The 15,969-nt window shown below is 35.9% G+C and carries 12 protein-coding genes; 8 read left to right on the plus strand and 4 right to left on the minus strand.

Annotated elements, in window-relative coordinates; genetic code table 11:
* The first annotated feature begins 147 nt into the window (after positions 1 to 147).
* The 3 genes from H4J56_RS08615 (at position 148) to H4J56_RS08625 (ending at position 5,859) form a co-directional block, all read left to right on the plus strand.
* Positions 148 to 3,018 carry a TonB-dependent receptor domain-containing protein gene (locus H4J56_RS08615; RefSeq protein WP_182216849.1) on the plus strand — a complete coding sequence of 957 codons (2,871 nt, stop codon included), beginning with the start codon at positions 148 to 150 and terminating at the stop codon, positions 3,016 to 3,018.
* A 98-nt stretch (positions 3,019 to 3,116) separates the two neighbouring features.
* Positions 3,117 to 4,289 carry a M14 family metallopeptidase gene (locus H4J56_RS08620; protein WP_182216847.1) on the plus strand — a complete coding sequence of 391 codons (1,173 nt, stop codon included), beginning with the start codon at positions 3,117 to 3,119 and terminating at the stop codon, positions 4,287 to 4,289.
* Positions 4,290 to 4,299: 10 nt separating this feature from the next.
* A complete protein-coding gene (locus H4J56_RS08625; protein ID WP_182216845.1) occupies positions 4,300 to 5,859 on the plus strand; it encodes an amidohydrolase family protein in 1,560 nt (519 codons plus the stop codon).
* Positions 5,860 to 6,091: 232 nt separating this feature from the next.
* Here the strand turns inward: H4J56_RS08625 and H4J56_RS08630 are convergent, their stop codons facing one another.
* The gene (locus H4J56_RS08630) at positions 6,092 to 6,256 is read right to left on the minus strand and encodes a hypothetical protein (protein WP_182216843.1); all 165 of its coding nucleotides are present in this window, start codon (positions 6,254 to 6,256) and stop codon (positions 6,092 to 6,094) included.
* Positions 6,257 to 6,490: 234 nt separating this feature from the next.
* On the opposite strand from H4J56_RS08630, the gene H4J56_RS08635 reads away from it, so the two are divergent.
* Together H4J56_RS08635 and H4J56_RS08640 are read left to right on the plus strand one after the other, a co-directional pair.
* A complete protein-coding gene (locus H4J56_RS08635; protein WP_182216841.1) occupies positions 6,491 to 8,554 on the plus strand; it encodes a CapA family protein in 2,064 nt (687 codons plus the stop codon).
* Between the two features lie 49 nt (positions 8,555 to 8,603).
* Positions 8,604 to 9,077: an ArgR family transcriptional regulator gene (locus H4J56_RS08640; RefSeq protein ID WP_182216839.1), complete on the plus strand. Its 474-nt coding sequence runs from the start codon at positions 8,604 to 8,606 to the stop codon at positions 9,075 to 9,077.
* Between the two features lie 56 nt (positions 9,078 to 9,133).
* Here the strand turns inward: H4J56_RS08640 and sbcB are convergent, their stop codons facing one another.
* The gene (sbcB, locus tag H4J56_RS08645; protein WP_182216837.1) at positions 9,134 to 10,603 is read right to left on the minus strand and encodes an exodeoxyribonuclease I; all 1,470 of its coding nucleotides are present in this window, start codon (positions 10,601 to 10,603) and stop codon (positions 9,134 to 9,136) included.
* 160 nt (positions 10,604 to 10,763) lie between these two features.
* On the opposite strand from sbcB, the gene H4J56_RS08650 reads away from it, so the two are divergent.
* Positions 10,764 to 11,939, plus strand: coding sequence for a site-specific integrase (locus H4J56_RS08650; RefSeq protein ID WP_182259180.1), 1,176 nt, complete (start codon positions 10,764 to 10,766; stop codon positions 11,937 to 11,939).
* 84 nt (positions 11,940 to 12,023) lie between these two features.
* Here the strand turns inward: H4J56_RS08650 and H4J56_RS08655 are convergent, their stop codons facing one another.
* Together H4J56_RS08655 and H4J56_RS08660 are read right to left on the minus strand one after the other, a co-directional pair.
* Positions 12,024 to 12,200: an AlpA family transcriptional regulator gene (locus tag H4J56_RS08655; protein ID WP_182216833.1), complete on the minus strand. Its 177-nt coding sequence runs from the start codon at positions 12,198 to 12,200 to the stop codon at positions 12,024 to 12,026.
* Positions 12,201 to 12,469: 269 nt separating this feature from the next.
* The gene (locus H4J56_RS08660; protein WP_182259181.1) at positions 12,470 to 13,432 is read right to left on the minus strand and encodes a hypothetical protein; all 963 of its coding nucleotides are present in this window, start codon (positions 13,430 to 13,432) and stop codon (positions 12,470 to 12,472) included.
* Between the two features lie 1,241 nt (positions 13,433 to 14,673).
* Between H4J56_RS08660 and H4J56_RS08665 the strand changes: the two genes are divergently transcribed.
* Both H4J56_RS08665 and H4J56_RS08670 read left to right on the plus strand, forming a co-directional pair.
* Positions 14,674 to 15,606: an integrase domain-containing protein gene (locus tag H4J56_RS08665; protein WP_182259182.1), complete on the plus strand. Its 933-nt coding sequence runs from the start codon at positions 14,674 to 14,676 to the stop codon at positions 15,604 to 15,606.
* 4 nt (positions 15,607 to 15,610) lie between these two features.
* Positions 15,611 to 15,946, plus strand: coding sequence for a hypothetical protein (locus H4J56_RS08670; RefSeq protein ID WP_182259183.1), 336 nt, complete (start codon positions 15,611 to 15,613; stop codon positions 15,944 to 15,946).
* Positions 15,947 to 15,969: the final 23 nt, after the last annotated feature.

Genomic DNA, 15,969 nt, shown 5'->3' on the forward strand with positions numbered 1-15,969 from the left:
ATTGTACATAACTTTAGGTTATAGGGTTCGGATATTCTAGTAATGGTATTGTTGAATGACTTTGGGCAAGGTGAGTTTAATAAAAAAATGATCGGATATAAATATTCGACAAAAATGACCACAATTAAATTATACAAGGTGGAAGAAATGAAACAACAAGCGAAAAAATCACATAAATTAAAGCACTTAACCTTATGCGTTATCACGGCATTAACAGCCCAAGTTACTTTTCAAGTTCATGCCGAAGAAACATCAACTGAAGCAGAAGAAAAGAAAGTAGAGCGAATTAGTGTTATTGGCTCTAACGTTAAACGTGCTACTGATATTAGTCCATTGCCCGTAACAACAATGACGGCTGCGGATATTGAAAACTCAGCTGCCATGTCAGGAGATGAACTACTTCGCTCCATTCCACAAATGGGCTCTGTTAATTTTGGTGAAACTACCGGTTCTTCAAACGTCAATGATGCCCGTGGTGATGTTGGCTCATTCAACCTGCGTGGTTTAGGTGCTGGTAATACCTTAGTATTACTTAATGGTCGCCGAATGGTAAATCATCCTGGTACACAATCTAAATCAGGCGCTAACAAAGTACCTGTAAATACCGTTAACTCAAACACTTTACCTGTTTCAGGCTTACGTTCATTAGAAGTGTTGCGTGATGGTGCTGCTGCTGTTTACGGCTCGGATGCTATTGCTGGCGTAGTTAACTATGCGCTTGATAGTGAATATGTTGGTAACAAAGTGAGCCTTAGACATGGTGGTTCTCAAGGTACACCATTAAATGAAACAACTTTTACTTATTTAGGTGGTGTCGAGCTTAATAACGGTCTTTCTAACCTTGTTGGATCTTTAAGTATCTATAACCGTAACGGCATGATGGCAACAGAGCGTCCATATTCGGCAAGTCACGATAGACGCGAATACGCAGGGTTACCTGAAGAATTTATTGGTGATACACAATTAGATAATCGAAGTTCAGATACGCCTTGGGGCGAGTTTGACAGTGATAGCTTAGGAAGATTTCATTTACAACCTGACACTTTATCCGGTTGTGTAGATTCAGCACTGACAGTTGAAAATGTTTGTGTTGACCAGGGCAGTTCCGGTAGAGATATCCGTTTTGATCGAGGAACCACTCGTCCTTTATCTTCAGATGCAAAAAGAGTTAACTTTTATACTCACTTTACGCATGAAGTTAATGATGATGTTGAGTTTTTTGCGGAAGGTATTTATTACCAAGCGGAATTGACGAATCAATCAGAGCAAAATCATAACGGCAGTAAGCATCGCTTTAATATATCTGCAGATGCCTTTTACAATCCATTTGGCGAAGAAGTAACTTTACGCAGATATCGTCCTACTGATATAGGGCCAAGAACAGTTACGGTTGATGACAGTAGTTTTCGTGTACTTGCCGGCTTTAAAGGTTATATGGGTGCATGGGATTGGGAAAGTGCTGCATTTTATAGTGAAGCCGAAACGAATGACCGAAGCACACGTATTGATGTAAATGCCTTTGAAAAAGCAGTGAACAGTACAGATTCAGCCACCGCATATAACGTTTTTGGTGGTGGTGATGTTAACAATCCAAATACTATTGGTAATAGAACTTTAGTGTCTCCATCAATCAGCGACCAGTTTTTAATTGAAGCGCATACTTTATCGCAAACTAGCCTTGCGTCGATTGATTTCAAAGCAAGTAACCCAGAAATTTTCTCTATGCCAGCCGGTGACGCTGGGCTTGCTGTAGGTATTGAGTTTCGTCGTGAAACTTACGACAGTGACCGTTCAAAATATGTAGACGGAAGCTTGCCTTTTATTGATGCTTCAGGTGTTGTGAATGAAAGCTCATTGTATGGAAGTAGCGCAACAACTGATTCTAGTGCTAGCCGTAATGTAGGTTCAGCTTATGCAGAGCTTATCGTGCCATTAATTGATAGCGGTGATCAGTATGCTGAAGTTCAATTAGCAGCACGCTATGAAAATTTTTCTGATGGCGGTGATGCACTCAAACCTAAAGTTGCTTTATTTTACAAACCGACAGATTGGTTAAGTGTGAGAGCATCGTATGCTGGTGGCTTTAAAGTACCTGGCTTACAACAAAGCTCTGAAGAAGCAAGCATGCCACGTCGTTCTTCTAAGTATGACCCTGTAACTGATGAAACCTATGCGGTTATTGATAACCGTCAAGGTAATTCAGACCTTGAGCCAGAAGACAGTGTGAATACCTCTTTTGGATTCGTTCTTGAACCGACTGATAACTTAACGTTCACTATCGATTATTGGAATATTGACCAAGAGAATCTCGTTTTTCTTGCTCCTTATGAAACGGTGCTAGCGCACGATTATGTGATACGTCAAGACGGAGGCACTGGTAATTCTAATGTTATTCGTGATGGTGAACTAGTTGCTAGCCAAGTAAATAACCGATATATAAATGCAGCAAGCCAAGAATTGACAGGTATTGATTTTGGCATAGTATATGATTTTGAAACATCATTTGGTGATTTTGAATTTAACATTAATGCAGCACATTTAACTAAATATGAAACATCTGTTGATAGTCTTTCTGCAATCGTACTTGAAGCACAGAAAAATTTAGATAAATATCCTAACCTTGCAGAGGTAGAAGTTGCAGGTGTCGGCGATTTAATCTTAAAAGATGGTAATCCTGAATGGCGTGCTAAATCGTCGTTAAACTGGAAACTTAATCAATGGGGAGCTGGTATAAGTGTTAATTACGTCAGTGAATTTATTGATACCAGTGCAGATTATACCAATGATGATGAAGTAAAAGTGTTTTTACCGATTGCTAGTATGACAACTGTAAATGTATATGCGTCATATAAATTTGGTAAAGGTAGCCCTCTTGAAGGTACATACGCACGTTTAGGTGTTCGAAATATTGCTGACGAAGAGCCGCCATTAGCAGATAACTTCTGGCACGGTTACTCAGGAGATTACCACTCAAACCGTGGTCGTTACGTTTATTTAAATCTAAGTAAATCATTTTAAATATTAATATTTTCTTACTGTAAAATAACAAAGATGGCTTGGCAAATCACTTTAGCCGAGCCATCTTTATATTAACCATTCAACTTTAAAGATTAATTATGAAAAAATTATTATTTATTTGCGCATTGTCATTTTCAGTCTTATTACTTGCCGCTTGTGCTTCAAATGATGAAAGTATTAATACGCAAACATGTAATTCGGGCAATGTTATTTTAACCGCTGATTTTTCTGCAGGACGTATGGATGAGTGTAAGTCGCTTGGAAATAACGAGTATTTAATCCAACTAAAACCTGAAAATACTCCTATTAACTCAAGCCCATGGTATGCATTTAAAATACAAGCCAAGCAATCAGCAATGATTAAAATAACGATGATAGTGAAGGGGGACAAACACAGATACCTTCCTAAAGTTAGCCAAGACGGACAAAATTGGAAGCTACAACCCCATAAAATTAATGGTAAACGACTGATCATGAATATTGAAGCATCACCAAATGCGATTTATATTGCGGGTCAAGAAATTATCGATAACCAATACTATATAGATTGGGCGAATAAACTGATTAGCAACGATAACATCGGTCTTGATGTATTGGGACAATCGGTACAAAAACGTCCTATTTACAAAATTGAATCAATAGGCTCTGGTAATGAATGGCTAGTGATCTTGGGGCGTCAGCATCCCCCAGAAGTTACCGGCGCTTTAGCGTTATTTCCTTTTGTTGAAACATTACTTGCAGATAACGATTTAGCTAAGCAGTTTCGTGATAAATATAACGTATTAGTTATTCCCAATATTAATCCAGACGGTGTGTCTATGGGGAATTGGCGACATAATGCCAATGGTTTAGATCTGAATAGAGATTGGATTAACTTCAGCCAACCCGAAACCCAGCATATAAATAACTATCTGAGGTCACTCGTAGCAAAAGGTGAAAAAATCAAATTTGCCGTAGATTTTCATTCAACACAGAAAGATGTTTTTTACACCATGCCAGTAAATTACGGCGTAGAAGAACCTTATTTTGTTAAGCATTGGTTAGGTCAATTAGACAAAGCCATGCCTAACTTTAGAGTATTACTGCAGCCAGGAAATACACCGAATAATGGCGTGTCGAAACAATATTTTGCGGATCATTATAATGTTCATGCTATTACTTATGAGATGGGTGATGAATCAAATCGTGAAAACATTAAAATTATTGCGAAAAATGCATCAACACTATTAATGAGAACAATGCTGTCGAACACTAATCATAATAAAGAATAGGTCAGGGTTAATGAGTCAGAAAATGATTAAACAAGTATTAATAACGGGCTGTTTGCTTAGTTTATTTTCTTGTTCTTTTGAACCGAAAGAGCAGGTTGATACCTTAATTAAAAATGGCCAAGTTTACACAGGTATCCATGGTGAAGCACAAGCATTAGATATCGTACTATGCGGTGATATTATTTGTGGTGTTTATCCACAAGGTGATCATAACGTAATTGCTAAAATAGTCATTGATGCTAAAGGCAAAGTAGTTAGCCCAGGTTTTATTGATCCACATACACATAGCTTAGCAGAGCTTTATAGTCAGGATAAAAATCATAATTTAAATTACCTGACCCAAGGCGTAACGACGGTTATTAATGGAAATGATGGTGAAGGTCCCGTCGATATTGCAAAAGCAGCTGAAGACCTCGAAGCTAATGGTATTGGTACTAATGTTGGTTTACTCGTTGGTCACGGCAGTCTGCGTGAAGAAGTAATGGGCCGAGCTCAACGTTTTGCAACAAAAGAAGATCTTGACGAAATGTCGCTATTATTGACGAAAGCAATGGAGGCTGGCGGGCTAGGTTTATCAAGCGGGCTTTATTATGTACCGGGAAGTTTTGCCAATACCGAAGAAGTCGTAACGCTGGCTAAAATTGCGAGTAAATATGGCGGGGTTTATGATACGCATTTACGCGACGAAAGTACTTTTAATATCGGTTTAAGTGCAGCAATCGACGAAGCTATTCATATTGCAAGTGCAGCGGATATACATCTTCACCTTGCTCATATTAAGGCGTTGGGTGTTGATGTTTGGGGGCAAAGTAAAAATGTCATTGAAAAAGTAGAGCAAGCTCAAGCGAGCGGTTTAAGTATTTCAGCTGATCAATACCCTTGGTTAGCTTCAGGCACTAAATTACACAGTGCAGTAATGCCCAAATGGGTCATGGCTGATTCAAAAGAAGCCTTTTATAAACGATTAAATGATCCTAAGTTAGCCGAAAAACTACGTAGCGAAATTACTGAAAACATTCGCCGGCGCGGTGGACCAAAATCATTATTGATCACTGCTTTTAAAAACCAAGAGCTTGTTGGATTAACTCTAGCTGAAGTGGCAAACAAAAGATCATCAGACGCCATTACTACAGCGATTCAATTAGTACAAGAAGGTGATGTTCGTGTTGCCTCTTTTAATATGTCGCCACAAGATGTTGAAAAATTCATGATACAACCTTGGGTGGTTACATCGTCAGATGGAACTAATGGTCATCCAAGGAAGTATGCGAGCTTCCCTAAAAAATATCAAAAGTATGTTGTTGAAAAGAAACTACTTACTTTAGCTGACTTTATTAAAAAAAGTTCAAGTAAAACGGCTGAAATTCTTGGTTTAGACAATAGAGGGAAATTAGTTAAAGGCTATAAAGCTGATATTATTGTATTCAATCCAAAAACCTTTAGTGCGAAGGCTGACTTTTCTACTTGGAACCAATATTCAACAGGGATAGAGCATGTGATGCTAAATGGTGAATTAGTCATTCATCAAGGAAAGTATTTGAAAAAGCTTGCCGGTAAATTTGTTAATTAACTTGCTCATTAGTTAATAACAGTAATACGTAAGTGGAAACCATAACGTTATTAAACCTTAGTTCAATAACGTTTTTTCTCATGATGAATTAATTACATCTCCTGTTATCACAGGACGGGATCTAGACAATAATAAAGCTGTTAAATCGTATTAACACTAAAGTTTAAAAATCTTTAAAAAAGTTGTTTTGACATTTACAACCAAATCCACCCAAAAGCAATCATTCAATTTCTTAATTATACCCTAATATATAAAAGGGCGTTATATCGTCGCTTTCATAAGTAGACAGTGAGGGTTTAACATGTGCATCACTTAATGTACTACGCGTAAAAAATGAATTGGCTATTTTCTTATCTTCAGTTGTTTCTCCATCATTATTAGTTGTTGAATTTTTCATTATTGCCTCTGTTTCATCATTAATAGGGTATGACTTATCCTCACTCAATTCTCTCAACATTAATATTTATAAAATTTTGGTGATTCATAAATGAAGGCTATAGGTAATGCTAATGAGTTTAATCAGGTTTAAGTCCATACCCTTAGGTTATAGGGATGTTTGTTTTATGAATAAAAGTTTCAATGAAAAATCTATATAGTAGTACATGTTGATTGTTTTAAATTAGGAGTTTTAATGAACAAGTTCTGGTCAGTTTTATTATTCATGGTAACGGTAAACAGTTTCGCTAACGATACTTTTGTTATTAATGGCAAGGTAAATACCGAACAAGGAAAATCACTTGCTGGTGTTGATGTGCAGGTGGGAGATAAAAAAGTTACCACAAACCAGAAAGGCACATTTGTTATTCATGCTAATATTTCTGATAGTTACCAAATTGTTTTATCCCATCCTAATTATTTCTCTAATGTTCAAACATTCAGCCATTTTGAATTATCGCAATCTCTAGATAAAGAGAAAAACATTAGTGATATAACTTTAGTTAAAAAAGCGAAAAATCGGGTTATGTTGGCCTTTGGTGGCGACGTTATGATGGGACGACGGTTTTATAAACCTTATTTTGGTGATGAAATATTGATACATCCAGATAATAAAGCAGCAGATAGTCGCGCTATTGTCTCGCATATTAAACCTTACATGAGTATCGCAGATTACGCTGCCGTTAATTTAGAAACACAAATTGCCGATGAAAAACCGACTGAACGAGCACCAAAGTCAGTCACTTTTTATTCTCAACCTGAAATATTAGATGCGTTAAGTTGGGCAGGTATTGATTATGTATCCCTCGGTAATAACCATACTTATGATTATATGGATTCAGGATTACATTCTACGTTAAAGTTTTTATCTCAAAGTCAGTTGGCTTATTCTGGTGCAGGTATTAATGAAAAGTCTGCCTTGAAAGCCCATGAACAAAAAATAAAGAACAATAACTTTTCTATGCTTGGTTACGTAGGTTGGGAAGGTAGCGCAAATCCCACACAAACGGCAAATAACGATCATGGTGGTGCAGCATATGGCTCAATGGAAAATATGTTGAGTTCTGTGACCAAGCAAGTCGAAAAAGGTAATATCACCATTGTTCAATACCATGGTAGCCAAGAGTACGCCAATAGCCCTACAGGGGTTACTGAACAACGATTGAAATCTTCTTTAGATGCAGGTGCAGCGCTAGCGATAGCCCATCATCCTCATGTTACTCAAGGTTTAGAGCTTTATGATAATAAGTTAATTGCCTATTCAATGGGGAATTTTATATTCGATCAAAACTTTAGTGCGACTCAACATAGCTTTATTTTGTATGTATGGCTTGATGGTGAAAAATTTCATCGCGCAGAAATAGTGCCTATTTATGTTAAAGGTTATAAACCAACACCTGCAACAGGTACTAATCGCTATACGGTAATGAAACGCCTTAAAACATTGTCTAAAATTCGTAATACGGAAATAACCCAATCAGGAGGTCACGGTGTTATTACCGCTAATAAAGTTTTAGATACAGTTCAACCTCAAGACACATCAAAAACACAACTAACGTTTAGCGCTAATGAACGTGTTACCAGTTTATATCAATTGCCATGGCAAGCACCTATCACACAAATCGTTTTACCTAATAACAAGGTGAGTTATCGTTTAGGGACAAACCTTATTAATGGCAGTGACTTTGAAACCTTTATGCTTTTTGATAGCCCTGAACGCGGTTGGTTATTTGACCGAGAAAGTACGTCGATTAATGATTTTGGTGCAAGTGGACAACATAGCTTATCGATACAATTAAAACCATTACAGAGCAATACTTTTGGTATGCAGAGTTTTAAAAGAGTATATAAACCAAGTAGTCCGATGACATTAAAAGCAAAATTCAATGTACAAGCTTCGGTGAAAATCAATTTCTATTGGCAAGGGCGAAAAACCCGTCAAAAACTGTTTGATGCCTTTGAAAATGGTGAAAAACATTTAATTGGCTCAATAGATTTAAGTGAAAATACAGAATGGAAAAATGTTGAAATAGAGTTTGATTCACCACGAATTGGCTATAAAAGTTATCGAGTCATTGCTCAAGCTATTCTTGAAAATGGAGAGGAGTTAACGCTTAATATTGATGATTTTGCATTGATAGAATGGCAAACAGCTTATAGCAAACAGGTTGAACCGAGTAATTATAACAGTCAAAGCGCTCAAGCATCGTATTTAGGGATTGACCGTTTTATTGAACAACCTATAACGCTAAAGCATTAGATTAGGAAGAAACCTTTGTTTTATATAACGGAAATAGTAGACAATATTTATGATTAATATTTCAGAACCTGAGCTACTTGATGCGGTAAAATCGTTGTTAAATGACCAGCGTTTCGGCTCTCAGTTACAATTAACGCGTGCGTTGTCATTACGTGGTTTTGATAATATTACACAAACACGAATTTCACGCTTATTGAAAAAGGTGGGCGCAATAAAGTTTCGTAATAACAATAATGACGCTGTTTATCGGTTGCCATTAAAACAACACATTCCTCGAGCTAAACAGTCTATTGACTCTGTGATTCTAGAAATCAAACACAATCATATACAAATAATTATCAAAACGGTTATTGGTGCAGCGACATTGATTTCAAAGATTGTTGAGGATATGGGCGAGCGCTTAGGAGTTCTAGCCTGTATGGCGAGTGATAATACAATATTAGTCATTCCATGTGACGTGAGTAATATTGAAGAAACAACAAATAACCTTATAAATTATCTAGATATGAATTGCGATAGTTAAGTTTCATGCCTTAGATAGTTAACGTTTAACTATCTAAGGCATTCATATTATTAGCCTTAAGACTGTAAGTATTGATAAAGCGCTTTAAGCACCTTCATTTTTCCTGCATCGCTCTCATGTTCATGCGCTAAATTCTCTAACGTGATCATAAACTCATCAGCACTTAATAAGCCTTTGCCACCAAACTGAATTTTGTCTTGGCAACGCTGCTGCCACTTTTGTTGTTCAGCACTGCTTAAAGTTAATGGATAATTTCTGGCTCGATATAAAAATAATAAAGGCATTAATCGTTCATCTTGAAAAATAAACGGGTGAGTCGCTAATTGTTCAGGTGAAAGCTCACGTAGAATATCCATTTGTGCTTTATCACCGTGCGAAAAGAAATTACCTCCATACAGAGAGTGCTCAGCGTCTGGCTTTGCTTGGTCGCTATAGTCTTCGGCAGCAAATACTTCTGCTAATTTATCTCTTACTTCTAAATGCTGTTTTAACTTAGCCAAATTTGCTAAACAAAGCTCGCGAGGGATCTTCAAACGTTCGGCATTTTCAGGCAATAATGTTTTTGCTGGCGCAACAATAGGGCACTTGTTGAGATGAATAAGTTTTATGGGAATGGGTAATTCGTCATCGGCTAATTCATCGTGTCGAGTATACAATCGCGCTTTGATTTCATCGCTACTTAAATCAAATAATGGCTGTGGATCTAACGCTAAGTCTACAGCGATAATGGCATTTTTATTAACCGGATGATAAGCAAAAGGGGCGAACCAACTGGTACAACCGTGCTCCGATGAAATTTTACTTGAGGTATGAACAATCGGCGTCATATTATAAACGTCAATTAATTCAGCAACCTGCTTTTTATTTCTCAGATTAAAAATAAAGTCATAAAGCTTAGGCTGTTTTTCTTTAATCAACTTTGCCATCGCAATAGTGGCATAAACATCACTCATCGCATCATGCGCGGCTTCATGAGCAATATCATTGGCTTTAGTTAATAACTCAAGACGAAAACTAACCACTTGTTCGCCATCTCGCTCAACGGTTGGCCAGTTTATACCTTCAGGGCGAAGGGCATAACAAGCTCGTACCATATCAATAATATCCCAACGAGAATTACCATTTTGCCATTCCCGTGCATAAGGGTCGTAAAAATTACGATAAAGAAGGTAACGGGTAAATTCATCATCAAAACGAATACTGTTATAGCCAGCAACGCAGGTATCAGGTTGGGTAAATAACGTATGAATACGTTCAGCGAACTCAACCTCAGATAAACCCTCTTGCTGAGCTTTCTGCGGAGTAATACCCGTAACTAAACAAGCTTCCGGCTGCGGAAGATAATCTTGTGGCGGCCGACAATAAAACATTTCTGGTTTGCCAATAATGTTTAAATCATGATCGGTTCGTATACCGGCGAACTGAGACGGTTTATCAAACTTCGGCGATATACCGAAAGTTTCATAATCGTGCCAGAGAATCGTTGGCTGGTTAGTTGTGTTGTTTAGAGAAGATTCTTGTTTCATTTTATCCAGGTAAAACAATCTGTTGAAGTTTTTATTATTGTTAATGTATCTTGCTGTATTTTATTAAATATCGATGTTTTTTCTTGTTTGTGTACCCTTGTGTGTACACAAAAGCTATTTTATTGTGTACGCCATTAGAGCGGTTTTTTGTGTACACAATATGACGATAAGTTATTCAAAATTAAAATCTTTGTTAAATAAACCACATGCAAAAAGGTTTGAGTTAGCTGACCGTGATGGATTAAGTGTTCGTGTCACTCAAACAGGCTCAATTTCTTTTCAGTACAGGTATCGGTTTCAAACTATTGCAAAACGTTTAACCCTTGGTCGCTTTCCTGATCTGACTTTAGCACAAGCCCGAGACAAAATCCCTGAATTACGTCAGTTGTTGAATAATGGTAAAGACCCAATCGTCGAATTAAAAAGGCTAACAACACCAAGTGGAGCTAGTATTGATGATTGCATCTATGCATTTATAGATAGGCATGTTTCAAAACTTCGTAAGAATACTCAGAACTTATACTGTTACACGTTAAAACGTCATGCTATTGGTGCGTTTGATTTTCCTGTCGAGGATGTGACAATTCGAGAATGGTATAATTATTTTGATAAAATTGAAGATGAATATACCGAAATAACCGCACAAGATATTCTTGTTAGGCTAAAAACCTGTATGCGTTTTTGTATAAAACGTAACATCATTTCTTCTTCTACTATTTTAATGATTGCGCCAAAAGATGTAGGTAAAGCATCTGAAATAGGGGATAGGGTTGTTTCACCCAAAGAGGTTTTAGTTATTTGGAAAGCACTTAATCAATCAAAATGCTACCCAACAACCAAAAATGCCATAAAATTAGCTATTCTCACTGGCGCAAGGCTCGGTGAAATTAGGCACATGGAAGCTTGTGACATAGATTTAAATACGAAGCTATGGACGATTCCAAAAGCTAAAAGTAAAACGAATAAAAAATTTGTTCGACCACTAGCTCCCGAAGCATTAAAAATTATTAAATGGCAAATAGAGACATTTGGTGATTTAACTCACTTTGTCTTTCCTTCAGGAAGTTACAATAGGCATATTAGTCCACAAACCATTAACAAGCTAAGTCGTTCAATTGTTAAAAATATGGAAATGGAACGATGGAGTTGCCATGACTTCAGAAGATCACTTTCGACAATATTATCATCAAAAAAGGTTGAGCTGCACGTGACTGAAAAAATGCTAGGACACTCATTAGGAGGCATATTAGCCGTGTATAATAAACATGAATGGCTAGAAGAACAGCGTGAGGCCTATGAACTATGGGAAACGATATTTTTTCAAGCTATGAACTAAATAATTCATTTAGAGAAGCAGCAGAAAACGAGGTAAACTCCTTAAAAGAGTTCTCTACTATGTGCTTCACTTGATTAATGTATATTATTTTTTTATAAAGTTATTCTCCTCCCAGCTTTCTACGTCAGTTAACCGCCATATAGGTCGTGTATTTTCCGGTGTGATAGATGCCGGAAAACCTAAATCTTTCCGCCAACGCCAAAACGCTGCTCGCTGAATATTATAACGGTTTAGTAAATCTTGTAATTTTAAAAATTTCATAAGCGTACCCTCTCTACAGTTCCTGGATTAAAATAATAATACTTTTTAAATCTAGCATGGAAAAACTGTTTCAATAAAAAAATATAATGTTTTACTTACGATTGTTTTAATGGAACAAAGTGATGTTTTGCGCTAATTAAAACTTGTATTGTTATAAATAATAAACTAAAGGAAATGGGCGACAAGTCATGATTTTTTGAAATTAAAGTCAAAATGTATTTTAAAACACTCTGACCTCATCGATTCCATCCAATAATAACTAAAAACGATTAATTGCTGGTTGGGTAACCTGTGAATTTTGAAAAACTAGATATGTTAGCTAGGCGGTAAACGGTGCCGTTATATACAGCATAACCGTCTTTTGTTGATGTACCTTTGTACCAAGATTTCATTTTAGCGCTGAAGTTGCGGTAAATATCTCTGCCGATGGGTGTGCTGATTATTGGGTCAGCATTTTTCGGGAACTTAGCCGTTAACCCATCTGGTAAATTAAGTGTTGTATAAGATACTTTATCTCCATCAACCAAAGTCAATGAATAAAAACTAACAACCCATCCACTATAATCACTGGTGAATGCGGTGTCATCACCAAAAACACTCAATAGTGAATCATCAGGTTTACGTAATTCATTTAAACTGGTACTAACAACAATAACAGAGGGTGAATAAATGTGGTTAGTTACGTTATTCAGCAAATTCAATTCAAACACGGGTCGCATTTCAGTGCAGTTATCAATACATTTAACAGAGTAACCAAATTCAGTCGCTGTTTCTTTAATGTTATCTATGGTTTTTTGTCTATAAAAATCGGTTGCTTCTTCAACACTCATAGCGGCATTAGGAAGTTCACTTTTTGGAACAACTAAGAATGAAGTATGTGGCAAAGTTGGGCGGTTTTCATAACTCTTCATGGCATACTTAGCAATTAACCCTACGGCACCAGCACTTGAGTTATCCAAGCCACCAGACAAAAGACCTGAAGTGATAAAACCCTCATCAGCCATACTTTGGCTCCAACGTTCAGGGTCATATTCAGCATTCGCCAATGTACGCTCTAGATATAGGACTTCTTTTTGAGGCATCAAATGACGAAGAGCAAATCTGAACTGCAACGACGACTCGGCTTCTTTATAATTGTTGTCAGGTTGATTCTCAGCTTCTTGATAAGCCGTTAATGAACAAGCGGTCAGTGTTAACAGCGAAGATAAAAATAAGGGTTTAAGTATGTTCATGTCTATTACTCGTCATTGTCATTAATGGTTACATTCTACCGTGTGAATATATAGCGACAAATGAAGGTTTTTCATCTCCATTTTTTGTTATACATCCTTGTTTTATATACCTTCTGATAAATCCATTTTTATTGCAATTAAATTTTCGTCAAAACTAGTTAATTACTGACCTGTGTTCGTAATAAATTTATTTGTTTTTTGACCCATTAAGTGGGAGATAAATGATCAAAACTCAAATGATTAATTATCTACATTCAGTTGTTTTCAATATTTTCTATATGTGTAACAAAGAAAAATTGAAGAGGGGATTTAACAAAAAAACACACAATAAATTGAGTTTTTCTTGGTTTATTTGTTCTATATTGTTGAATTTATTGTATTTTACTTTGGTTTTGTTGCACTACTACAATTTACGGTGCGGCTATGGCTTTACAAATATTTAAGAGTATATTAGAAGATGTTTTCGCGAAAGCGATTTTGCTCTTTTGAGCCTTTCAATATAGAAGTATTAAAGAAATTTAATAAACTTCTCAAACCACTTTATATAAAGTTTCAATGGTTTGTACAAAAAAACACCATTATAAAATGGTATTTACTAAGACTAATGAGTCTTAAAATAATCGATAAAGGATACAACATCGTGTAGCTACCTATGAACTACACGCTGCCTAAATAACAGTCACTGGTATCAGGAAATGATAATTATCAAATTACTGAATTATATTGTCAATCAGTGTAGAAAAATGTACTTAAACTATTAAGAGAAGCCATATAGTTTAAGTTATTCAGTTCGCTACCAAAAGCGATTTATCGACTGTAATAACAAGTTAAAAAATGATTTGTTCTTGCTTACACACGCTGAAAAATCCATAGAATTGTTTCGGCTTTAGAAAAACCTTCTCATTATTTTTCTATTAACTAAAAGTTTTTTACATTTGTTTATTTTGATTTTTCAAATAGAGACGGGAACCTATTTGCCTTGGAAAACATCACTCTTAAAGGGTTTTTGTTAATTATTGATAAATCAAACTGAATAAAAGAATATGATTTTTTAGAAAATCAGCTGCTAGCCAACCCAATAGAGCAGCCATATATTCAACGATAAAAAACCATCAAAAAATTTCATTCAATGGGCGGTAGGCCTTAATCCTACTTAACACTAAACATTTTTTGGCACATGAATGAACCAAAACATATTTATTAATTTATCTACTTCAATAATTTTATAGGAGGGTTTTCTTATGAAAAATCCAAAACGTAATTTTGGCAAAGGAAAAGGTCTAAAATTTTCGGCTAAAGAAGCTTTAAGAGAAATTAAAGGTAACCGATTTGCAACCATAAGTACCCATTGTCATCGATTTAATTTGTTTGCTGATTTTTGTAAAAAAAATAACACCAATAATGCAGTTTATATCACTCAAGATCTATTTGAACTATATGCATTACGGATATTAGATCGTGTATTGGTTGGCGATATAAGTACGCATTACGCTCATAACCTAATAAGTAGCATCAATGTTGTAATGCATGCATTTCGTCGTGATAAATGTATTTGGTTGAGTCCTAAAATATTATTTGGTCCACGTTGCCATGTAAGAAAAATCGCACCCAATATGTCTTTATTTGTGCTCAAACAGGCTTGTAGAAAAATCAGCATTAAAGCTGGTTTTGACATTGCATTGTTGATATGGCTTGCACGGGTTTTGGGTTTGAGATTACGAGAAGCAATATTGCTTGATGCAAAAAAAAGTCTCAAAGAAACTAAAAGCAAAGGACATGTTGATATACGAAAAGGCACAAAAGGAGGACGGGGTAAAAAAGTCGAACGTTTAGTTAAGTCAAATAAAAGGGTGGTTTTTGCTCTTGAGATGGCTGTAGTAGCTCAAAGTAATAGAGTTTCTTTTATTCCTAAAAGTGAAAAGCTAATCACGTTCTACCGCCGAATTCATAACATTGCTTTACCTATTTTGAAAGAGTTTGGAATCGAAAAAATTCATGATTTACGGGCAGCCTTTGCTTGTGATGACTATAAAAATGAACTTGGTATTGAAGCTCCGGTTATAAGTGGAAAATCGGTAACGAAGACACCTGAAATAAAAGAAAAACTAAAAAAAATAAGTAATAAGTTAGGTCACAACCGTGAATACATAATAGACAGTTATTGTGGGAGATAACACTTTGAAAAAATTAACCTTTGCTCAGATAAAAATGAAAATATTTATTGGTGATAATTTTACTGGCGCGGCAATTTCTAAAGCAAAGCATCATGAAAGATCATTTCTAATTGCAGCAGCTATATCTGGGCGTTTTTCATGCCATGTCTACCAATATCAACAAAAGCATTTGCTGTGGTTTCTAATAGAGCATATTAGTAAGTTCACAAAAGGTACTCGTTATAACTATCTATTAACGCTGGTGAAAATTATTCGTTTAAATAAAAGAACAGCTTGCTGGGAGACTGTATTGGTCAAAAATTTTAAAATTTCAGAAAATAAATATCTAACTCAACATTAATTTTGAGTTCTAAATACACTTTA

This window comes from Colwellia sp. BRX8-4, assembly GCF_014077345.1.
Taxonomy (GTDB): Bacteria; Pseudomonadota; Gammaproteobacteria; order Enterobacterales; family Alteromonadaceae; genus Colwellia_A.

Excerpts from the sequence above, each read along its gene's own strand:
- H4J56_RS08615 (WP_182216849.1), top strand. The coding sequence starts at position 148 with ATGAAACAACAAGCGAAAAAATCACATAAATTAAAGCACTTAACCTTA.
- H4J56_RS08620 (WP_182216847.1), top strand. The coding sequence starts at position 3,117 with ATGAAAAAATTATTATTTATTTGCGCATTGTCATTTTCAGTCTTATTA.
- H4J56_RS08625 (WP_182216845.1), top strand. The coding sequence starts at position 4,300 with ATGAGTCAGAAAATGATTAAACAAGTATTAATAACGGGCTGTTTGCTT.
- H4J56_RS08630 (WP_182216843.1), bottom strand. The coding sequence starts at position 6,256 with ATGAAAAATTCAACAACTAATAATGATGGAGAAACAACTGAAGATAAG.
- H4J56_RS08635 (WP_182216841.1), top strand. The coding sequence starts at position 6,491 with ATGAACAAGTTCTGGTCAGTTTTATTATTCATGGTAACGGTAAACAGT.
- H4J56_RS08640 (WP_182216839.1), top strand. The coding sequence starts at position 8,604 with ATGATTAATATTTCAGAACCTGAGCTACTTGATGCGGTAAAATCGTTG.
- sbcB (WP_182216837.1), bottom strand. The coding sequence starts at position 10,603 with ATGAAACAAGAATCTTCTCTAAACAACACAACTAACCAGCCAACGATT.
- H4J56_RS08650 (WP_182259180.1), top strand. The coding sequence starts at position 10,764 with ATGACGATAAGTTATTCAAAATTAAAATCTTTGTTAAATAAACCACAT.
- H4J56_RS08655 (WP_182216833.1), bottom strand. The coding sequence starts at position 12,200 with ATGAAATTTTTAAAATTACAAGATTTACTAAACCGTTATAATATTCAG.
- H4J56_RS08660 (WP_182259181.1), bottom strand. The coding sequence starts at position 13,432 with ATGAACATACTTAAACCCTTATTTTTATCTTCGCTGTTAACACTGACC.
- H4J56_RS08665 (WP_182259182.1), top strand. The coding sequence starts at position 14,674 with ATGAAAAATCCAAAACGTAATTTTGGCAAAGGAAAAGGTCTAAAATTT.